Source organism: Micromonospora sp. LH3U1, assembly GCF_028475105.1.
Lineage (GTDB): Bacteria > Actinomycetota > Actinomycetes > Mycobacteriales > Micromonosporaceae > Micromonospora.
On sequence record NZ_CP116936.1, the window covers coordinates 5,966,998 to 5,987,847 of the forward strand.

Genomic DNA, 20,850 nt, shown 5'->3' on the forward strand with positions numbered 1-20,850 from the left:
GGTGGGTTACCGTGCCGAGCATGGAGATCGACCTCGTACCGTCGAGCGAACCGTTGGACTGGTCCCGGGGCAGTTGGCTGCACCCGCCGGTACGCGTCGAGGAGGGCCCGTCCGGTGAGCTGGTCGTCGAACCGGCGGCGGAGAGCGACTTCTGGCGGCGGACCAGCTACGGCTTCGTCCACGACAACGGACCGGCCCTGCTGGCACCGCTGCCGGTCGGCTCCGCCATGGAGGTGAGCTTCCGGCTCGACTTCTCGGCGCAGTTCGACCAGGCCGGTGCGCTCGTCCGCGTCGACGAACGGACCTGGACCAAGGCCGGCGTCGAGATGAGCGACGGCGAGTCGCAGCTCGGCGCGGTGGTGACCCGGGAGTTCTCCGACTGGTCGGTGGCGCCGGTGCCGGAGTGGGCAGGCCGGGAGGTGACCGTCCGGGTCAGCCGGGCCGGCGACGCGTTGACCGTCCGCGCCAGAGCCGACGACGAGCCGTGGCGACTGGTTCGGCTCACCCCGCTGGACCCGGCGGCCGAGGCCATGGCCGGCCCGTTCTGCTGCGCGCCGTCCCGGGCCGGTCTTACCGTGGTGTTCACCGGCTGGCGGCAGGGACCGGCGGACACCGCGCTGCACCCGGAGCACTGACCGGCAGGTGTGGACGACACGTCAGTGGGTATGACAGTCCGATCCCCACAGCCGACGCGGAAGGACGACCAATGGCGTACGTCCAGGCTGGCGACCCGTCCGAGTTCACCGGGTTGACCGGTTGGGTGGCCACCGTGATCGAGGCGATGGGCCCGGTCGGCGTGGCGCTGCTGGTCGCGCTGGAGAGCATCGTCCCGCCGATCCCCAGCGAAATCGTGCTGGCGATGGCCGGCTTTCTGGCCCACGAGGGCCAGTTCAACGTCGTGGTCGTGACGCTGGCCGCGACGGCCGGCTCGCTGGTCGGCGCGTTGGTGCTCTACTGGCTCGGCGCGGCGCTCGGCGAGGAACGGCTCAAGCGCTGGCTCGACCGCATACCGTTGGTGGACCGCGACGACCTGGAGAAGGCCGACCGCTGGTTCGAGCGGCACGGCCGGTGGGCGGTGCTGATCGGCCGGGTGGTGCCGGTGGTCCGCAGCCTGGTCTCCGTGCCGGCCGGGGCCAACCGGATGCCGCTGGGCGAGTTCATCCTGCTCACCACCATCGGCAGCGGGGTGTGGAACGGTCTCATCGTCGGGGCCGGCTACGCGCTCGGCAGCCAGTGGCAGGACGTGGCCCAATACAGCGACTGGTTCAACTACGCGATCGTCGCGATCTTCGTCGTCATGGCGGCCAGTTGGGTGATCCGTAAGGTCCGCCGGCGCCGGGAGCGCGACGACCGGCGGTCGGTGACCGCCGGTCGCTGATCCGCGCTACCGGTTACCGCTGGCACCCTGGACGGACGCCAGCGAGGGCTGTCAGGGCAGGGTGTCCAGGTGCGGGGCCACGGTGCGGGCAAAGCCGTTGCCGTTGCTGACGTCCCAGTTGACCGACCAGGTCATCGCGCCCCGGATGCCGGGATAGGTGCGCGGCGGGCGGAAGCTGCCGCAGTTGGTGCCCCGGGCCAGGCAGTCCAGGGCGGCGTTGACCACGCTGGGCGCGACGATGCCGCCACCGGCCGCCCCGGCTCCGGCGGGCAGGCCGAGGCCGACCTGGTCGGGGCGGAGCCCGGCCTCCAACTGGATGCAGGCCAACGCGACGATGAAGTTCACCGTGCCCTGGGCGTACGCGGCATTCTGGTCGCAGCCGAGCATCGCCCCGGAGTTGTAGAACTGGGTGTTGACCACGGTGAGGATGTCCTTGATGTCCAGGGCCAACTTGAAGTAGCCGCCGGCTGGGGACTGCATGTCGATGGTCTGCGGCGCCATTGCGATGATCAGACCGGCTCCGACCTTGGCCCGGAGCGCTCGCAGCGCCTGGGCCATGTACGTCGGGTTGAGCCCGTTCTCCAGGTCGATGTCGATCCCGTCGAAGCCGTAACGGGCGATCAGCGCGGCAGCCGTGTCGGCGAACGCGGTGGCCGAGGCGGTGTCGTTCACGGTGACCCGGCCGGTTTCACCGCCGACCGAGAGGATCACCCGTGTGCCGCGTGCGTGCAGGGTGCGGACGTCCGCGGTGAAGTCCGCGTCGGTGTAGCCGCCGAGCGACGCGGCGAGCCCGGGGTCGATGCCGAAGGTGAGCGCACCGGGCGTCGCGGTGGCCTCGGCGAAGGCGACCGCCACCAGGTCGTAGTCGGCGGGGACGTCGCGTAGCCGCAGCTCGACGGCGGGGTTGTCGAAGTTGTGCCAGTACCCGGTGAGCAGGTGCTTCGGCAGCCCACCGGTGGGCGGCGGGGTCGTCGGAGGTGGGGTCGTCGGCGGCGGGGTCGTGGGAGGCGGGGTCGTCGGAGGCGGCGTGGTGGGCGGTGGCGTGGTGGGCGGTGGCGTGGTGGGCGGTGGCGTGGTGGGCGGTGGCGTGGTGGGCGGGGTGCCGCCGCCGCAGGCCGCACCGTTGAGCTGGCAGCCGCTCGGCGAGCCGGAGCCGCTGGCCAGGAAGCCGAAGGAGACCGAGGCGCCCGGGGCGATGCTGCCGTTCCAGGACCTGTTGGTGAAGGTGTGCCGCTGGCCGGAGGAGCTGAGCAACGCGTCCCAGTAGCTGCCGAGGGTGGTGCCGGCCGGCAGGTCGAAGGCGAGGCTCCAGCCGTTGATGGTCGAGCCGCCGCCGTTGGTGATGGTGTACTTCCCCTCCCAGCCGGCCCCCCACTCGGCGGTCTTGACGAAACTGGCGGTGGGCCCGGCGGCGAAGGCCGGCAGCGCCACCCACGCCGCGCCGAGCGTCGCCGCGAGTGCGGCGACCAGGGACAGGACAAGGGATCTGGCAGGTTTCATGCGACCCTCCACGCCCGGGACGGGCATTCATGGACATCAACGTTGGCGCTAATTATTAAGACAGTTAACTGTTTCTGTCCAGAGGTCGACGCGGCGATCGGGTCTCCCGCCGCGCGGCCACGCGGCGGGAGACCCGGAAGGCGCCCGCCTCAGCGGCGGAAGGTGAACCAGTTGACGTTGACGAAGTCGTTCGGTTGGCCGCTGGTGAAGGTGAGGTAGACGGCGTGCCGGCCGGTCACCGCGCCGACATTGCCGGGCACCGAGCGCCAGCTCTGCCAGCCGCCGGTGTTGCCGATCGCGAAGCTGCCGATGGGCGCCGCCGTCGGGCTGTCCAGCCGCACCTCGACCAGACCGCTCACCCCGCTCGCCGCGCCGGAGGCCACCCGCGCCACGAAGTCCCGTGCCGGCGTGGAGCCGAACTCGACGTTGTCGTAGCGCACCCAGTCCCCGTTACGCAGCGCGCCGATGTTCTGCCCACCCTCAGCGCACGCCTCGACGATCACGCCGTTCTGCGCGCTGAACGCCTCGGCCTGGATCTGCCCGTACGCGTCCCTCGTGCCGCTGGGCGGCGGCGTGGTGGGCGGTGGCGTGGTGGGCGGCGGGGTGGTCCCGCCACCGCGGCGGTACACCGCCACGTAGTCGACCAGCATCGGCCGGCCCGGGACGGTCGACGCGGTGGGCGTGCCGCTGCCGGCCACACCGTTCGGGAACGCGCCGCCCATCGCCACGTTCAGCAGCAGGAAATAGCCCGCGTGCGAGGTCATCTGCGACCAGGCCGGCTCGCCGACCCGACTCTGGGTGACGGTGTGGAAGAGCTGTCCGTCGACGTACCAGCGCAGTTGCTGTGGGCTGATCGAGGCGTCCCACTCGAACCGGTAGGTGTGGAAAGCGGACTGGCAGCTGGCACCCGGGCAGGCCCGGGACGCGCCGATGCCGTTGAACTCGTCGCACGGCCCGCCCGGGGCGACGCCGCAGTGCAGCACGCCCCAGACCGAGTTGATGCCGTTGACGTTCTCCATCACGTCGAACTCGCCGATGCCCGGCCAGTTCTGGTAGTTGCCCCGGTAGGGGGCGCCGAGCGCCCAGAACGCGGGCCAGTAGCCGGCCGCCGCGGCACCGGTGACGTTCGGCATCTGGATCCGACCCTCGATGGCCAGCACGCCACCGGCCGGGGCCTTGAAGTCGCTGCGCACGGTCTCGATCCGGGCGGAGGTCCAGCCGCCCCCACCGTCGCGCAGTGGCGTGATCCGCAGGTTGCCGCCGCCGTCGTGGCTGACGTTGGCGGTGCTGGCGGTGTAGTTCTGGATCTCGCCGGTGCCCCAGTTGGCCGGGCCGCCGGGATAGTTGTGCCCGGTGTCGATGATCCAGTTGGCGGCCGACGGCAGGGTACCGGCCGCGCCGGTGAAGTCGTCGCTCCAGACCGTGCTCCAGCCGGCGGCGGGGGGCGGAACGGCGGCCTGCGCGGTCACGGTGATGCCGGCCAGGGCGGTAGTGGTGGCGACAAGCAGGACGGACGCCAGCAGGCGTCGTCGGACGGGCGGGGCGGCGGTGGCCGCCGGAGGAGGTGCCATGGACGTGCCTCTCTGCGGGGACGGGTCGAGAGAGCGCTCTCTCAGAGTTGTACGTCTCGCGGGGAGAGTTGTCAACGTCGATCTGTATCGATGCTCGACGGAACCGCCTGCGGTCGGCGGAGCACCGCCTGCTCGATCGCCGACCACACGCTCGTGGTCACCAGGTAGATCACCGCAGCGAGTGGCAGCACCAGCGCCACCAGCACCGTCGTGAACGGCAGCAGGGGCAGCAACCGTCCCAGCACGGCCGCGCCCGGCCCCTCGGTCGGCGTACCGGCCACCGTGCCCACGGCTGCCGACGCCCGGCGGGCCCTCCGGGACGACCACCACGCCACCGCCACGAGCACAGCCAGCAGCACGGCGAAGAGCGGACCGGCCGCCCCGGACAGGCCGTCGCTGAGATGGTGGCCCAGCGACACCCCGGCAAGCCGCTCGTCCAGCAGCCCGGTGCCGCCCTCACTCGTGGTGAATAGCCGGTAGAGGACCAGCAGGAACGGCGCCTGGAGCAGCAACGGCAGGCAGCCGGCGATCGGGTTGGCGCCGGCCTCCCGGTACAACGCGAACACCTCACGCTGAAGCGTCGCCGGGTCGTCGGCGTACCGCTGCTGGAGGTCACGCACCTGTGGGGCGAGCGCCGCGCGGCGTCGCTCGCCGCGGACCTGCGCGACGGTGAGCGGCGAGATCAGCAGTCGGACGGCGATGGTGAAGAGGACGATGGCGACGGCGGTCGCCATGCCGCCGGCCAGCGGTTCGAGCAGATCGGTGAGCCAGGACAGCGCGGTGCCGGCAGCGCCGACAGCGCCGTGCAGTGGTGCGAAGGCAAGCATGGGAAACCCCTCGGGTCCGATTCCGGTGAGGCCCTCCCCGCTCAGCAGGGGGACCGGTGACGGCGGGATCGGCCGCGCGGCGGCGTGGCGCTACGCGGCCGAGGGGTGTCCCGGGGCACGGGGACGAGGTCGACCGGCGGCGTCCGGATCGATCTGCCGGGGCACTCGGCGACCACGGGAGCGGGCCCGTAGACCGGCCCAACGCGGCGCGGCGCCGGGCGCACCCGAGCGACCGCGCACCCCCGCCGCCAGCACCACGGCGAGCAGCACCAGGGCGGTCAGCGCGGCACCCGCGAGCAGGTCGACCGGCCGACCGGAGAGCAGGGTGAGCTGGGCGAACGCGGACATCCACGCGACCCCGAACAACCCCAGCGACACCGGCACGGGCTCAGCATAGGACCCGGTGTCACGCCGTCTGACCGAATCGCGGCCCTACCTGACCGGTCCGTCGAGGACGACGTGCCGCCGCCACGTTTCCCGGCATCACCACGTTGGGTAACCAAACGAGGGACCGACGCGGACGGACCGCGAACGGTAGGAACGGACGGTGGTGTCGATGACCGGCCAGGTGGCGGAGGCGCCCAGCGAGATCGCTGCGGCGACCGGGTTGCTCACCGTGGGAGTCGAGGAGGAGTTCCTGCTCGTCGACCCGCACACCGGGGCCGCGGTCCCGGCAGTCGACCTGGTCATGGAGCAGGTGCCGGCGGAGCTGCGCGGGCAGGTGGAGCGGGAGTTCCAGACCAGTCAGATCGAGATCGGCAGTCCTCCCGGCCTCGAACTCTCGTCGATCCGGCACTCCCTCGGCGTGCTACGTCGGTCGCTCGCCGACGCTGCCGAGCGGGCCGGCGTACGCCTGCTCGCGATCGGCACCGGCCCGGTGGACGGCCCGGTGCCGCCGGTGGTGGACAAGCCCCGCTTCGACCGGATGATCGAGCGTTTCCGGCTGCTCGTCCCGGGCCCCGGCAACAACGGCATGCACGTACACGTCGGCATACCCGACCCGGATACCGGTGTGCAGGTGCTCAACCACGTACGGCCGTGGCTGCCGTTGCTGCACGCGGTGACCACCAACTCCCCGTTCGCCCGTGGTGAGGAGACCGGCTACGCCAGTTGGCGCTCGGTGGAGTGGGAGCGCTGGCCGTCGGTGGCCCCGACGCCGTGGCTGGAGTCGCACGAGCACTACCAGCGGCTGATCCGTCAGTTGATCTCCAGCGGGGTGATGCTCGACGAGGGGATGCTCTACTGGTACGCCCGACTGTCGGCGAAGTACCCGACGGTGGAGCTGCGGATCGGCGACGTCTGCCCGTCGGTGGACGACGCGGTGCTGGTCGCCGCGCTGGTCCGGGCCCTGGTGGCCACCGCCATGGCGGATGTCGAGGCCGACCGGCCGGCGTTGCGGACCGATCACCACCTGCTGGTCGGCGCGCACTGGCGAGCCGCCCACGACGGCCTGGAAGGCGACGCCGTCGACGTGACCACCGGTGAGCTGCGCCCGACCTGGGAGCTGCTGGACCAGTTCGTGGAGCGGCTGCGGCCGGCGCTGGAGCAGCACGGCGACTGGGCCGAGGTGACCGACCTGCTGGGAGGGTTGCGCCGGCACGGCAGCGGAGCGGCACGGCAGCGCGCGGTGTACGCGCGCACCGGACAACTCACCGACGTAGTGCAGGACGTCGCACGGCAGACCCGCGGCTGATCAGCGTGACAGGATGAACCCGTGGCGCAACGGCTGATTGTCATCGGCGGGGACGCCGCCGGAATGTCGGCGGCGTCCCAGGCCCGACGCCGCCGCGATCGTGACGACCTGGAGATCGTGGTCTTCGAGCGGGGCCACTTCACCTCCTACTCGGCGTGCGGCATCCCGTACTGGATCAGCGGGCTGGTGCCCGGTCCGGACGCGTTGATCGCCCGGGATCCGGAGACGTTCCGCACGACGTTCGCCATGGACGTCCGGATGCGCCACGAGGTCACGGCCATCGACCTGGAACGCCGCGAGGTCGTCGCCCAGGACCTGGAGGGCGGCGGCGAGGTCCGCGAGCGCTTCGACGACCTGATGTACGCGACGGGCGCGGTGCCGGTGAAGCCTCCGTGGGCGGACACCGACGCGGGCGGCGTGTTCGGCATGCAGACCCTCGACGACGGAGCGGCGCTGCGCGAGTGGCTGGACGACGAGCCGAAGCCGCGCCGGGCCGTGGTGGTCGGCGGCGGGTACATCGGCGTCGAGATCGCCGAGGCCCTGATCCAACGCGGCCTCTCCGTGACGCTCGTCGAGGCGGCAGACCAGCCGATGGCAACGGTGGACGGCGACATGGCCGAGTTGGTCGCCGACGCGATGCGCGGCCTCGGCATCACGATCCGCACCGGCCTGCGGGTGACCGGCCTGGAACAACAGGACGGCCGGGTGTCCGCGGTGGTCACGGCCGAGGGGCCGATGCCGACCGACGTCGTGGTCCTGGGCCTGGGTGTACGCCCCAACGCCGCGCTCGCCGAGGCTGCCGGGTTCCCGATCGGGCCGACCGGGGGGATCCGGGTGGACCGCCGGATGCGCGTGCCAGGGCTGCCCGGGATCTGGGCGGCCGGCGACTGTGTGGAGACGCTGCACCGGGTCAGCGGGATGCCGGTGCACGTGCCGCTGGGCACGCACGCCAACAAGCAGGGTCGCGCGGCCGGGATCAACATCGGCGGCGGGTACGCCACCTTCACCGGCGTGATCGGCACGGCGGTGACCAAGGTCTGCGACCTGGAGGTCGGTCGGACCGGCCTGCGTGAGAGGGAAGCCGCTGAGGCCGGCTTCGAGTTCGTCTCGGTGGTCACCGAGTCGACGAACCGGGCCGGCTACTACCCCGGTGCCCGACCGATGACCGTCAAGCTGATCGCCGAACGGCCCAGCGGCCGGTTGCTCGGCGCGCAGATCGTCGGCTGGTCCGAGGCGGCCAAACGGATCGACACGCTGGCCGTAGCTCTCTGGAACGGCATGACGGTGGACGATATGACGTCGCTCGACCTGGGCTACGCTCCGCCGTACGCGCCGGTGTGGGATCCGGTGCTCATCGCCGCCCGAAAAGCGGTCGATGCGCTCGCCGCGCTCGACCGCTGACCCGCGCCCGTCGTGGAGGACCACCCCGTGACCCAGACTCCGACCCGGCCGACCGCGCGTCGGCGCCCGACGATGGTCGACGTGGCCCGGCGCGCCGACGTCAGCCTGAAGACGGTCTCCCGGGTCGTCAACGACGAGCCGGTGGGGCAGGAGCTGGTCGGCCGGGTGCTGGCCGCCATCGCCGAGCTGGGCTTCCGGCGCAACGACATCGCCCGCAACCTGCGCTCCCGGCAGCTCAACGCCACGGTCGGGCTGCTCATCGAGGAGATCGCCAACCCGTTCTACGCGACCATCGCGAGCGTCGCCGCCGAGATCGCCGCCGCCCACGGCACCATGCTGATCACCGCATCCTCGGAGGAGGACCCGGAGCGGGAACGCGCCCTGCTCCAGGATTTCACCCAGCGCCGGGTCGACGGGCTGCTGGTGGTGCCGGCGGGCCTCGACCACTCGTTCCTGCGTCGTGAGGTCGAGCTGGGGATGCCGGTGGTCTTCCTGGACCGGCCGCCGCAGGGGCTGCTGGCCGACGCCGTGCTGTTGGACAACCGGGGTGGCAGCCACGCCGGCGTCGGCGCGCTGCTCGACGAGGGACACCGACGGGTGGGCCTCCTGCTCGGCGCGCCGACCGTGCCCACGATGCGGGAGCGGCTGGCCGGGGCGCGGGCGGCGCTGGACGAGGCTGGGATCGAGCCGGACGAGTCGCTGCTCCGTGAGCGGCTCATCGCTCCCGAGGAGGCCGGGCTGGCGGTCGCCGCGCTGCTCGACCTGGCGGACCCGCCCACCGCCTTCTTCTGCGCCAACAACCGGCTCACGGTCGGCGCCCTCCAGGAGCTGCATCGGCGGGGCAGTGACGCAGCGCTGGTCGGCTTCGACGATTTCGAGCTGGCCCACCTGATGCCCCGGCCGCTGACCGTCGTCGCCTACGACACCCGGGAGCTGGCGAGGGTCGCAACAGAGCGCCTCTTCCAGCGGATCGCCGGCGACGACGACTCCCCACCATCAACAACGGTGCTCCCCACCAGACTCCTACCCCGAGGCCTAACCCCCACCCCTGACCCCCACCCCCACCCCCCGCGCGATCTTGCACTTGCTGTCGCCGATTTGCCCAAGATGGCAAGTTTTGTCCGGCCAGAAAGTGCAAGATCGCGGAGTGGGGTGGGGTGGGGTGGGTCTGGGGTGGGGTTAGCTTGTTGGGGCTAGCAGGGCGTCGACCTCGGCTTGGGTCGGCGGGTCGGCGCCTCGGCGGCCACACGTCAACGCGGCCACCGTGGCGGCCTGCCGGAGCACCGCACCCCACTGCGGCGCGGTCACCGCGGCGAGCCGGTCGGCCGGCCGGTCACCGAGCGCGTCGAGATGGGCCAGCGCGGCCAGCAGACCACCGGTGAACGAGTCGCCGGCACCGACGGTGTCGACCACGGTGGTGCGTACCGCCGGTTCCTCGTGCAGCGAGCCGTCCGGGGCGAGCAGCCACGCGCCCTCACCGCCCCGGGTCACCACCGCGCACGACACCCCGGACGCATGCCATTCGGCCATCACGTCGGCCGCCGACCGGTCCGGGTAGAGCCAGTCCAGGTCCTCGTCGCTGGCCTTGACCAGGTTCGCGAGGGGCACCTGCCGGCGTACCCGCTCCTGCTCTGCCGCCCGGTCGGTGACGATGCTCGGCCGCAGGTTGAGGTCGATCGAGACGGTGAGCCCGTTCCGGCGGCATTCCCGGGCCAGCAGGTCCTCCAGCACCTGCGCACCGGGTGCCAGCGCGAGCGCGAGGGACCCGGTGTGCAGCGCGGTCGCCGGTGACCCGGCCAACTCGGGCAGTTCCTGCGGCGTCCACTGCCAGTCCGCAGCGCCGGCCAGCCGGAATTCGTAACTGGCCTGCCCGGTGGCGTTCAACGTGGCCACCGCCACCGAGGTGGGCTCCTCGGCGCGGACCGACCACCCCAGGTCCACCCGGTTGACGCGCAGGTGCTCGGCGAGTTGCCGACCGTACTCGTCGGTGCCGAGCCGCACCAGCAACCGTACCGGCTGGTCGAGCCGGGCCAGGGTGACCGCCACGTTCGCCGGGGAGCCACCCGGCACGGCCCGCTGCCCTTCCGCGGTGACCACCAGGTCGATCAACGCCTCACCCGCGACCACGATCACGCGGTCACCTCGCCCGGCGCGAGCGGGCCGGGGCCGCCGAGCCCGCCGGCCGAGCGGGACAGCAACACCACCTGGTACGCGTGGTAGACGTCCGGCCGGCCGTGCCAGACCGTGTCGGCGGGCAGGTTCTGCGCGTCCAGCTCATGCCGCCAGCCGGTGCCGTCGATCAGATAGCGGCGGGCGTACGCCCAGAAGACCCGGTACCAGTCCAGGTAGACCGCGTCCCCGGTGCGGCGGTGCAGGGTGACCGCCGCACCGATGGCCTCGGCGAGCACCCAGTGCATCCGGGAACGCACCACCGGCCGGTCGTCCCAGTCGATGGTGTAGATGAAACCGTCGGCGCCGTCGACCGCCCAGCCGCGACGCACGGCGGCGGCGAACAGGGCACGGGCGTCGTCGAGCAGCCAGCGGGGTGGCTGCGGCAGGACCGCCTCCAGTTCCAGCAGCAGCCGGGCCCACTCCAGCCAGTGGCCGATGGTGGAGCCGTACGGCCGGAAGGGATCGGCGGGCTGGTCCCGGTTGTAGTCGGGCAGCGGCGTCCAGTCGGTGGTGAAGTGCTCGGGCAGCCGCCAGTCGTGCCGGGCGGCCTCCCCGTGCACCAGGTGGGTGGCGATCTGCAGGGCCCGGTCGGCCCAGCTCGCGTCGCCGGTGGCGGCGGTAGCGGCGAGGTACGCCTCGACCATGTGCATGCTGCTGTTGGCGCCGCGGTAGTCCTCGGTGGCCGTCCAGTCCCGGTTCCACGATTCACGGACCGCGCCGGCGTCGGCGTCCCAGAACCGGTCCCGCACCACGGCCTGCACATCGGCGAGCAACTGGTCCGCGCCGGGCCGTCCGGCACGCGCTGCGCTGGAGGCGGCGAGCAGCACGAAGGCGTGGTCGTAGCCGGCCTTGCGATCGTCGAGGGGTGCACCCTGCTGGTCCACGGCGCTGAACCAGCCGCCGTACCGGTCGTCGCGCAGCAGTGTGCTGAGCGCGGCTACACCGTGGTCGACCAGGGCGGCAGCGTCCGGGTCGCCGTTGCGGTGGGCGAGGGCGGCCACGTGGGTCATCCGGCAGGTGATCCAGGTGTATACCGGTTCGCCCCGGTCCGGGGTGCGGTCGTCGGTCAGCCACCAGAAGCCGCCCTCGGGCCGGACCGCGCGGCGGGCCGTGTCGAGCAGTGTGTGGGTCTGGTCGGCGAGGAACTCGTCCAGATCGGGCAGGTCGGGTGACCCCGAAGGAGCGGGGGTCGTTGCGGCGTCGGATCGGGGCACGTCGGTCATCTCAGCTGGTCACCGTCGGGTAGGGAAGGGACATACGGCCAGGATCGGCGGGCGGACCGGGTCCGCGCCGGGAAACCGTCAACGGGACGTCGCGAACCGGCTGGCCGCACCGGATGCACTGCGAAGAGAATCATGTGTACGATTCCTACCTTTTGCCCGTTGACATCGTTGTCAGGTCTCAACCCTGCTCCGGCAGCCGGTCGACTGTCAATTCCGCCTGCGTCACACCGCTCGGGGCCACCCGCCGCACGATCGATGCCCCAGGATGGCCGAATGGAGCTGCCTGAGGGACTTGACTGGGTACGCGGGTCACCGGCCGGCCGGGTCTGGCTGGCCACCCTCCCGACGTGGCTGGCGGAGTGCGCCGAGCGGTGGTCGCTGCGACTCGGGCCGCCCTTCCGGTACGCGTACGCCTCACTGGCGCTCACCGTGGACCTGCCCGACGGCACGGCGGCGGTGCTGAAGCTCCAGTACCCCGACGAGGACAGCCGGCACGAGGCCGACGCGCTGGCGCACTGGAACGGCGACGGGGCGATCCGTCTGCTCGCACACGACACGGAACGGCGCGCCCTGCTGGTGGAGCGCTGTCAACCCGGCACTCCGCTGCACGAACTGCCGATGGATCGGGCGCTGGACGCCGTGACCGGGCTGCTGCCCCGGCTCTGGCGACCGGCCGACGCGCCGTTCACCCCGTTGGCAGAGGAGGCCGCCGGCTGGATCGACCGGATGCCCCGGCGGTGGGAACGGGCCGGCCGGCCGTACGAGAGGCGACTGCTCGACGCGGCGCTCGCCCTGCTCACCGGCCTGGCGCCGAGCCAAAGCGAACAGGTGCTGGTCAACCAGGACCTGCACGCCGGCAACGTGCTCGCCGCAGACCGGGAACCGTGGCTGGTGATCGACCCGAAGCCGCTGACCGGCGAGCGGGAGTTCTCGGTCGTGCCGATGGTGCGCGGTCGGGAGCTCGGTCATTCGCCGGCCGCCGTCCGGCACCGGCTGGACCGGCTCAGCACCGAGCTGGGGCTGGACCGGGAGCGGGTCCGGGGTTGGACGATCGGGCACACGCTGGCCTGGAGCGTCGCCGACGAGGGCGTCTTTCCGCACCAGATCGAGGTGGTCCGTTGGCTGCTCGACGGGCAGTGACAGAGCGGATCAGCCGACCTGGCAGGTACGGCACCAGTAGAGGTTGCGGCCAGCCAGCTCACCGCGGCTGACCTCGGTGCCGCAGACGTGGCAGGGCGCGCCGGGACGGCGGTAGACGTAGACCTCACCACCGTGCCGGTCCACCCGTGCCGGCCGGCCCATCGCCTCCGGCAGGTGCGTGTCGCGCACGGTGTCGATCCGGCCGTGCTCGACCGCGAGCCGCATCAGCCCGACCAGGTCGGCCCAGAGCGCGTCCCAGCCGGCACGGGCCAACCCACGGCCAGGCATCGTCGGCGGCAGCCCGGCCCGGAACAGCGCCTCGGTCACGAAGATCAGCCCGGTGCCCGCCACCACCGACTGGTCCAGCAGCAGCGCGGCCAGGGGCGTCGGGCTGCGCGAAATTCTGCGGTACGCCCGCTCCGGGTCGGCGTCGGCGCGCAACGGATCCGGCCCGAGGCGGTCCCGCAGCGCGGCCACCTCGGGTGGGGTGAGCAGCTCGCAGGCCGTGGGCCCGCGCAGGTCGAGCCAGTGCCGGTCGCTGGCCAGCCGCAGCCGCACCTGACCGACGGGCTCCGGCGGCTCCCCCGGCCCGTCGGTGAACTTGCCGTACAACCCGAGGTGTACGTGCAGGGTCAGCTCGCCGGCGTAGTGGTGCAGCAGGTGCTTGCCGTACGCCTCGGTGCCCTCCAGCACGGTCCCGGAGAGCCGGGCGGCACCTTCGGCGAAGCGGCCCTGCGGGCTCGCGGCGTGCAGCTTGTCGCCGGCGAACAGCTCGGCGTGCCGGGCCGCCAGGCGGTGGATCGTGTGTCCCTCTGGCACGGGTGCCAAGCATAGACAGCGGTTGTCAGAAATACCGACTGGCCTGCGAGAACGTGACCGCCGTCAACCGCTGGCCAGACCTGGCAATCTCGGGCCGGTGTGGGGCCGGGGTCGAGCGTACGTCCACTTCTGTCGCGCGCCTGGTACGGCCAGGTACGGCCAGGTAGGGCCAGGTAGGGCCAGGTACGCTCGGTGCCAGAACACCCCGAACCCCTGGGACTGCCCTCGGCTCGCTGACCAGCCCGCACGGCGGGACGGACCAGCGGCATGAGGCACCGGCCCGTCGTCACCATGCGTGGCGGGAGGAGTCCTTACGTCGGTGCTTTTGTCGTCTTGGGCTCTCCCGCCGGAGGGGGGGTAAGCGTTGAGCACCTGGCATTCGCCGAAGGCGGTTGCCGAGCGGCTGGGCATCAGTGTCCGGTCCCCGGCGTCTGCCGGCCGGCGGGCGCGGTCGAACCCCGCAAGGCATGGCGCGGACCGGGGCCAGCAGGTAGAGGCAGCCGACGTACGCCACCAACCGCTCACAGCTTCCACCGCGTTGGTACATGCCGCATACTCTCACCGGTTCCGCCGACGTCTCGGCGGACGACGGGCGGGGGGAGAACGGTCGGATGTCGGTCGGCCACACGACGTACGAGCAGCAGCGGGCCGATCCGGTCGGTCCAGCGCCGACCGCGAAGCCGGCCACGTTCCGCCCAGACGTGCAGGGGTTGCGGGCGGTCGCGGTGCTTGCCGTCATCGCCGACCACCTCGTGCGGTACCCGTCGGGCGGGTTCGTCGGCGTCGACGTCTTCTTCGTCATCTCCGGCTATCTGATCACGTCGCTGCTGCTGCGCGAGCACGATCGCACCGGGACCATCTCGTTCCGGGGCTTCTACGTCCGCCGGATCAAGCGGATCATCCCAGCGTCGGTACTTGTCCTCGTCAGCACCGTCGTCGCGGCGTCCTTCCTGCTCGACGCCGTGCGGTTCGGTCAGCTGGTGCGCGACGTGGTCGCCTCATTCTTCTTCCTGGCGAACTGGCGGTTCGCCCGCGAAGGCACCGACTACTTCCAGGAGGGGTTGCCGCCGTCGGCGGTGCAGCACTTCTGGTCCCTCGCCGTCGAGGAGCAGTACTACGTCGTCTGGCCCTGGCTGATGCTGGGCATCCTGCTGTTCGGGGTCCGCCGCTTCGCGTGGGGTCTACGTGCACGGCGGCTGGCGGTCGGCACCACGATCGGTGCGATCACCGTCGCCTCGTTCGCATGGGCGGTGTGGGAGACCCGTACCGACACGACCATGGCGTACTTCTCCACGTTCTCCCGCGCCTGGGAACTCGGGGTCGGGGCGCTCGTCGCGGTCCTCGGCAGCGCTCTCGCCATCCGGTCGGTGGCCGGCCGTACGCTGCTCGGCTGGCTCGGCATGGCCGGCATCGTCGCCTCGCTCTTTCTCGTGCCGGCGACGCCCGGCTTCCCGGCGCCGTGGGCGACCCTGCCGGTGCTCGCCACAGCCCTCGTCATCGCCGCCGGTGCTGGGGGTGACCAGCCGTACCTGTGGCCGCTGACCAACCCGGTGAGCCGCTACGTCGGCGACATCTCCTACTCGCTGTACCTCTGGCACTTCCCGGTCGTCGTGCTCCTCGCGGCGCTCATGCCCAGCGACAGCGTGGCCTACTACGTGACCGCAACGGTGCTCATCACCGCACTCTCCGTCGTCGGGTATCACGGCGTGGAAGACCCGCTGCGCAAGGCGACCTGGGGCCGCCGCCCGGCGGCCGGGACGGCGCCTGCCGCGTATCCGGCCTCGCGGATCCCCACCCACAGGGCGCCGCGTCCGCCCCGGCCCGGTGGGCTCACCGCCGTCCTGCGGCCAGGCCTGGTCGCCGCAGCGCTCGTGTTGTCGGTAACCGTCGCCGCGGCCACGCCGGTGTGGAACACCACGCCGGCGGAGGCAATGCCGCCCGCTGGTGCCGAACGCTGCCTCGGTGCCGCCGCCCGGGACGCGAGCCTCGGCTGCCCGCCGGTGCAGGGCAACTTCATCCTGCCGGCCTCGGCCGACCTGACGAAGGACACCGCCGGTGCCTTCGACTGCTGGATCGCTGAGCGGGCACCGATGCGCACCTGTACCTACGGCGAGTCAGGCCCGGGGACCACCTCGGTCGCGCTGCTCGGCGACAGCCACGCCGCGATGCTGCTGCCGGGGCTTCGGACCCAGCTGGCGACGTACGGCTGGAAGCTCGACAGCTACGTCGGCTGGGGCTGCCAATGGATCCAGACCGGCACCGGCAGCACCTGCGACGAGACGATGAAGGACATTCAGCAGCGGCTGGTCACCGGCCCGCGGTACGACATCGTCATCGTCACCGCGGCACGGCACAAGACCGCGCCGGACAAGGACTGGGTGTCGCGGATGTACGCGGAGGCATGGAAGCCAGTCGCCGCGCGAGGGACGAAGATCGTTGTCGTGGCCGACAACCCCGGCGTCTCCGAGGCGGCCCTGGAGTGCGTGCGACGGGTCAACTTCTCGGTCCTCGACCACAACTGCGCCACCCCTGTGTCGCGGGCGTACGCCGAGACCGACAGTCTCGTCGCGGCGGCCGCGATGGTGCCTGGCGTCGAACTGGTGGACCTGCGGCCGTACTTCTGCGACGCGACCTCGTGCCCGGCCGTGACCGGCAACGTGATCACTTACCGGGACACAGTCGGGCACATCACCGGGACGTTCAGCCGTACCCTCGGGCCCTACCTCGCCAGGGCGGTCCATGACGCAGCGGCCGCGTGACAGGCCAGGCGGCAGTGGTGAGCCATGGGCGAGTCGGTCGGGGTGGTGGGCGGGACGGTCAGCAGTGGCAGTGCCCCTTGACGCCGCCCACGAACGCGGCCCAGGTGGCCGGGGTGAAAGCCAGCGCCGGGCCGGTCGGGTCCTTGCTGTCCCGTACGCCCACGACGCCGGGGAGGTTGTCGGCCACCTCGACGCAGTCACCGCCGCTCCCGCCGCTGCGGGTGCTCTTGCGCCAGGTGGCACCGGCAAGGTCAGTCATGATGCTCCTCGATGATCGAAGTGATCATTTTCTCTGATTCTGCCTCACCCGACGCGAGCGCTTCCAGGTCCGACCAGACATGTTCGTAGGCGGCCACCTCGGCCGGCTTGTCCAGATACAGCGCTCCGGTGATGTTCTCGACGTAGACGGTGGTCGGCTCGGTCGACGCCCAGTTCGCCGGCGATCGGGCGCTGCGCCTTCGACTGGTGAGCGTGGACCCGCGTCCGACCTACCAAGCGGGAGGTGTTCGTCCAACAGGCCGGCGTGCGGGTGCTCCGTGCCGCGCCCGCGCTCACGCCCGCACCCCGAACGCGTGCCCCCGCCGAGAGTCCGCACCCGGGCAAGTCCACGCGACCGGCCGTTGAGCCCGTACCCAGGATTGGTGTCAAGAAACGCCCAGGTGGGTATTTGAAGGGCGACACCGCGTGGGTGCCACCCTTTCCGTCGGCCACCACGCATTCATCAGGAGGTGTGTAGTGGTCAGGATTCCTTCGCTGTCCCGCCGGTCCGAGCCGGCACCGACGCGGGACGAGAACCTCGACGGCCGCGTGGACGGCCGCGACATCCCGGTCACCGAGACCGGCCAGTCCGACGACACCGTCGGCCGCCCGGTGGTCACCGACCGGGACACCGACCAGACGACGTACCGCAGTGCCGGCACGACCGGCGGCCAGACCAGCGAGGCCGAGCGGCGGGCCAACGAGCGGGCGGCGGTGGCCCGAGCCGCCACCGCGCGACCGGCGGAGACCAACCCTGGGGCCGGCGCCACCCGCCCGGTCGCGCCCGAGCCAGCGAACGGTACGACCCGCCCCGTCGCGCCCGAGCCGTTGAACGGCACGACCCGTCCGGTCACCCCCGAGCCTCGCAAGGTGGAGACCGAGTCCCGGCCCGCCGTCGCCCCGACCACGGCGAAGACCGCCGAGCGGGACGCCGACCTCGACGGCACCACCCGCCGGCCCGACACCACCGACCGGGACACCACCGACCGGGTCACCACCGACCGAGTCGCCACCGACCGTCCGGTCGACCCGACCCCGGACGTGACCACGCCCGAGCCGCCGGTGACGCGTGGCCCGAAGCCGCGCGCCAGCCTGCTCGCCACCCTCGGCCTGATCGTCTCGGTTGTCGGCGCGATGTTCGTGCTGACCGGGACCCTGGCCGGGTACGGGATCGGGCTCGGCGCGTTCGGTGCGGTGCTCTCGGTGCTCGGCCTGATGGCCACCCGTCGTCGGCACGTCGCCGGCAAGACCGACGCGCTCTTCGGCGTGCTGATCGGGCTGGCCGCGGTCGTGGTCGGAGTGCTCGCGATGACCGGCCAGTTCGACTGGCCGACCACCGACGGCGACTGGGTGCCGCGCTTCCGGGAGTGGCTTGACTCACAGTTTGTGGATCGTTTCTAGCGGGCACTGTTCCGCTCGCCGGCGATGCACCGGCGAACAGCCGGCGGTTCGCCGGCAGCCCGATCAGTCCGGTGGTTCACCGGCCGGGCGACACCCTTTCAGGGGCGGCGGTTCGCCGCCCCTGAAGTGTTTCCGGCGTTCGACGCCTCCGGTTCAGGTCGCCGAGCGGCGTCTTCGTACGTCCCCGCAGCCGGGAGAACCACGTACACCATCCACCATCCTTTGCTCTGCATACCTATATGCGACACCGGGCGTCCGGCAGGCACCGTCGCGCGGCGCCGGAGAGTGGCCGGCTACTCCGGTACTCGTCGGTGAGGATGGCCCCCGCCTGGTGGTGCACATGAGGCAGCAGAGCAAAGGCTGCGAAGGAGCCCAAGCGTCGTCCCCCGGGCCTCGGGCGTCGGGCGTCGGCTCTCGGCCCCCTGGTCCCGACCTTCGGCATCACACCCGCCGCCTCCACGCTCCTACGCAACGAATCACGTCTGAAAGCCCTCCAGAGGCAACGGATCTACGGTCTGTGCAACTCTCAATGGTGGATCCTGCCGCTGAAGCCGCATACCGTTGAGCAACGGCGCCAGCCCGTGGGCCACGGTGGCCGGGCGCGCCCGACCCCTTGGAGCAGGACAATGACGATGGACGCCACCAGCCAGCGCCTGTTGATGTGCCGGCCGACGTACTTCGCCGTCGACTACGCGATCAACCCCTGGATGGACCCGAGCGCGCCGGTCGACGCCGCGCTGGCCGTCCGGCAGTGGGAGCAGCTGCGCCAGACATACCTGGACCTGGGCCACACCGTCGAGGAGATCACTCCGGTGCCCGGCCTGCCCGACATGGTCTTCGCCGCCAACGGTGGCACCGTGATCGACGGCAAGGCGATGGCCGTGCAGTTCCGCGACCCGCAGCGCGCCGACGAGGCACCGGCGTACCGGGCCTGGTTCGAGGCCGCCGGCTTCGAGATGTACGACCCGAAGCACGTCAACGAGGGCGAGGGCGACGTCCTGCTGGCCGGCGACCACCTGCTGGCCGGCACCGGCTTCCGCACGGCACACGCCTCGCACGCCCAGTTGCAGGAGGTCTTCGGCTACCCGGTGATCACCATGCAGCTCGTCGACCCGCGCTTCTACCACCTGGACACCGCGCTGACCGTGCTCGACGAGCAGACTGTGGCGTACCTGCCCGAGGCGTTCACCCCCGGCAGCCAGGCCGTGCTGCGCCGGCTCTTCCCCGACGCCGTGCACGCCACCCTGGCCGACGCCGAGGTGCTGGGGCTGAACGCGGTCAGCGACGGGCGGCACGTGGTGCTGCCCGCGCAGGCCACCGACCTGGCCGCCAAGCTGCGCGACCGGGGCTACGAGACCATCGGTGTCGACCTGTCCGAGCTGCGTAAGGCCGGCGGCGGACCGAAGTGCTGCACGTTGCGACTCCGTCAGGGAAAGGCAAGCAAGTGATCGTGGATGACATCCTGCGGACGCCGGGAGCGGTCCGGGACGCCGAGCGCTGGACGGCGCACAACTACCACCCGCTGCCGGTGGTGATCTCGTCCGCGGAGGGTGCCTGGCTCACCGACGTGGACGGCCGCCGCTACCTGGACTGCCTGGCCGGCTACTCCGCACTGAACTTCGGCCACCGGCACCCGCAGCTGATCGCTGCCGCGCACGCACAGCTGGACCGGCTGACGCTGACCAGCCGGGCGTTCATCCACGACCAGTTCGCCGACTTCTGCCGGGAGCTGGCCGAGCTGTGCGGCAAGGACCTCGTGCTGCCGATGAACACCGGCGCCGAGGCGGTGGAAACCGGGATCAAGGTGGCCCGCAAGTGGGGCTACCAGGTCAAGGGCGTGGCCGCCGGGCAGGCCAACATCGTGGTCGCCGAGGGCAACTTCCACGGGCGGACCACCACCATCGTGAGCTTCTCCACCGACGAGGACGCCCGCGCCGACTTCGGGCCGTACACCCCGGGGTTCACGGTCGTGCCGTACGGCGACCTGGACGCTCTGGCCGCCGCGATCGACGAGAACACCGTGGCCGTGCTGCTCGAGCCGATCCAGGGCGAGCAGGGTGTGGTCGTGCCGCCGGAGGGCTACCTGCCGGGCGTACGCCAGGTCTGCACCGAGCGCAACTTGCTGTTCATCGCCGACGAGATCCAGTCCGGCCTGGGGCGTACCGGCGAGACCTTCGCCTGTGACCACGAGGGCGTCGTGCCGGACATGTACCTGCTCGGCAAGGCGCTCGGCGGCGGCATCGTGCCGGTGTCCGCGGTGGCCGCGAACGCCGACGTCCTCGGCGTGCTCAAGCCCGGCCAGCACGGCTCCACCTTCGGCGGCAACCCCCTCGCCTGCGCGGTGGCCATCGAGGTCGTCCGACTGCTGGCCACCGGCGAGTTCCAGCGCCGCTCGGCCGAGCTGGGCGAGCGCCTGCGGGCCGGCCTGGAAGGGCTGCTCGGCAAGGGTCTCGTCGGGGTACGCGTCCGCGGCCTGTGGGCCGGTCTCGACATCGACCCGGCGCTGATGAGCGGACGGGAGGCGTGCGAGCGGCTCGCCGCGCGCGGAGTGCTCGCCAAGGACACCCACGGCTCCACCATCCGCCTAGCCCCACCACTAGTAATCACCGAGGAGGAGATCGACCTAGCGCTAACCCAGCTAGCCGAGGTGCTGGCCGCCTGACCCCCGTTCTCGTCGATCTAGGGCATATCGCTGTGATCGGAGATCA

General features: G+C 71.7%; 17 protein-coding genes and 2 pseudogenes. 10 read left to right on the top strand and 9 right to left on the bottom strand.

Features of this window, described 5'->3' with window-relative positions; all coding sequences use genetic code 11:
• Positions 1–20: 20 nt before the first annotated feature.
• Together PCA76_RS27310 and PCA76_RS27315 are read left to right on the top strand one after the other, a co-directional pair.
• Positions 21–635 (top strand): DUF1349 domain-containing protein, encoded by a 615-nt coding sequence (locus PCA76_RS27310; RefSeq protein ID WP_272613316.1) that lies wholly within the window; start codon positions 21–23, stop codon positions 633–635.
• A 71-nt stretch (positions 636–706) separates the two neighbouring features.
• A complete protein-coding gene (locus PCA76_RS27315; RefSeq protein WP_272613317.1) occupies positions 707–1,378 on the top strand; it encodes a DedA family protein in 672 nt (223 codons plus the stop codon).
• A gap of 51 nt (positions 1,379–1,429) precedes the next feature.
• Here PCA76_RS27315 and PCA76_RS27320 read toward each other — a convergent pair whose 3' ends face one another.
• The 4 genes from PCA76_RS27320 to PCA76_RS27335 all read right to left on the bottom strand — a co-directional run bounded on the left by PCA76_RS27320 (position 1,430) and on the right by PCA76_RS27335 (position 5,660).
• The gene (locus PCA76_RS27320) at positions 1,430–2,878 is read right to left on the bottom strand and encodes a chitinase (protein WP_272613318.1); all 1,449 of its coding nucleotides are present in this window, start codon (positions 2,876–2,878) and stop codon (positions 1,430–1,432) included.
• Between the two features lie 149 nt (positions 2,879–3,027).
• Entirely contained in the window at positions 3,028–4,449 is a 1,422-nt protein-coding gene (locus PCA76_RS27325) for a carbohydrate-binding protein (RefSeq protein WP_272613319.1), read from the bottom strand.
• Between the two features lie 71 nt (positions 4,450–4,520).
• A complete protein-coding gene (locus tag PCA76_RS27330; protein ID WP_272613320.1) occupies positions 4,521–5,276 on the bottom strand; it encodes a YidC/Oxa1 family membrane protein insertase in 756 nt (251 codons plus the stop codon).
• 90 nt (positions 5,277–5,366) lie between these two features.
• Positions 5,367–5,660: a DUF6412 domain-containing protein gene (locus PCA76_RS27335; protein ID WP_272613321.1), complete on the bottom strand. Its 294-nt coding sequence runs from the start codon at positions 5,658–5,660 to the stop codon at positions 5,367–5,369.
• A gap of 172 nt (positions 5,661–5,832) precedes the next feature.
• Here PCA76_RS27335 and PCA76_RS27340 point away from each other — a divergent pair, with 172 nt between their 5' ends.
• The 3 genes and pseudogenes from PCA76_RS27340 to PCA76_RS27350 form a co-directional block, all read left to right on the top strand.
• Positions 5,833–6,969, top strand: coding sequence for a carboxylate-amine ligase (locus tag PCA76_RS27340; protein WP_272613322.1), 1,137 nt, complete (start codon positions 5,833–5,835; stop codon positions 6,967–6,969).
• Between the two features lie 21 nt (positions 6,970–6,990).
• On the top strand, positions 6,991–8,370 hold the full coding sequence (locus PCA76_RS27345) for an FAD-dependent oxidoreductase (RefSeq protein WP_272613323.1): 1,380 nt from the start codon (positions 6,991–6,993) through the stop codon (positions 8,368–8,370).
• A gap of 72 nt (positions 8,371–8,442) precedes the next feature.
• Positions 8,443–9,408: pseudogene (locus tag PCA76_RS27350) on the top strand (LacI family DNA-binding transcriptional regulator); the annotation flags it as partial.
• A 141-nt stretch (positions 9,409–9,549) separates the two neighbouring features.
• Here the strand turns inward: PCA76_RS27350 and PCA76_RS27355 are convergent.
• Positions 9,550–10,503 (bottom strand): carbohydrate kinase family protein, encoded by a 954-nt coding sequence (locus tag PCA76_RS27355; protein ID WP_272613324.1) that lies wholly within the window; start codon positions 10,501–10,503, stop codon positions 9,550–9,552.
• Positions 10,500–11,765, bottom strand: a complete 1,266-nt coding sequence (locus PCA76_RS27360) for an AGE family epimerase/isomerase (RefSeq protein WP_336298024.1) — start codon at positions 11,763–11,765, stop codon at positions 10,500–10,502. The genes PCA76_RS27355 and PCA76_RS27360 overlap by 4 nt, the downstream gene beginning before the upstream one ends.
• A 273-nt stretch (positions 11,766–12,038) precedes the next feature.
• Between PCA76_RS27360 and PCA76_RS27365 the strand changes: the two genes are divergently transcribed.
• Complete coding sequence (locus PCA76_RS27365; protein ID WP_272613325.1) at positions 12,039–12,905, top strand: aminoglycoside phosphotransferase family protein; 867 nt, start codon at positions 12,039–12,041, stop codon at positions 12,903–12,905.
• A gap of 9 nt (positions 12,906–12,914) precedes the next feature.
• On the opposite strand, the gene PCA76_RS27370 is transcribed toward PCA76_RS27365, so the two are convergent.
• Positions 12,915–13,724, bottom strand: coding sequence for an Fpg/Nei family DNA glycosylase (locus PCA76_RS27370; protein ID WP_272613326.1), 810 nt, complete (start codon positions 13,722–13,724; stop codon positions 12,915–12,917).
• A 545-nt stretch (positions 13,725–14,269) separates the two neighbouring features.
• Here PCA76_RS27370 and PCA76_RS27375 point away from each other — a divergent pair.
• Entirely contained in the window at positions 14,270–16,483 is a 2,214-nt protein-coding gene (locus PCA76_RS27375; RefSeq protein WP_272613327.1) for an acyltransferase, read from the top strand.
• 58 nt (positions 16,484–16,541) lie between these two features.
• Here the strand turns inward: PCA76_RS27375 and PCA76_RS27380 are convergent, their stop codons facing one another.
• Both PCA76_RS27380 and PCA76_RS27385 read right to left on the bottom strand, forming a co-directional pair.
• The gene (locus tag PCA76_RS27380; RefSeq protein WP_272613328.1) at positions 16,542–16,742 is read right to left on the bottom strand and encodes a DUF397 domain-containing protein; all 201 of its coding nucleotides are present in this window, start codon (positions 16,740–16,742) and stop codon (positions 16,542–16,544) included.
• Positions 16,735–16,890: pseudogene (locus PCA76_RS27385) on the bottom strand (Scr1 family TA system antitoxin-like transcriptional regulator); the annotation flags it as partial. The gene PCA76_RS27380 and the pseudogene PCA76_RS27385, both read right to left, overlap by 8 nt.
• Before the next feature lie 328 nt (positions 16,891–17,218).
• On the opposite strand from PCA76_RS27385, the gene PCA76_RS27390 reads away from it, so the two are divergent.
• The 3 genes from PCA76_RS27390 (at position 17,219) to rocD (ending at position 20,804) form a co-directional block, all read left to right on the top strand.
• Positions 17,219–18,142 (top strand): DMT family transporter, encoded by a 924-nt coding sequence (locus PCA76_RS27390; protein WP_272613329.1) that lies wholly within the window; start codon positions 17,219–17,221, stop codon positions 18,140–18,142.
• A 632-nt stretch (positions 18,143–18,774) separates the two neighbouring features.
• A complete protein-coding gene (gene ddaH, locus PCA76_RS27395) occupies positions 18,775–19,590 on the top strand; it encodes a dimethylargininase (RefSeq protein WP_272619667.1) in 816 nt (271 codons plus the stop codon).
• On the top strand, positions 19,590–20,804 hold the full coding sequence (rocD, locus tag PCA76_RS27400) for an ornithine--oxo-acid transaminase (protein WP_272619669.1): 1,215 nt from the start codon (positions 19,590–19,592) through the stop codon (positions 20,802–20,804). Before ddaH ends, rocD begins: the two co-directional genes overlap by 1 nt.
• Positions 20,805–20,850 lie beyond the last annotated feature (46 nt).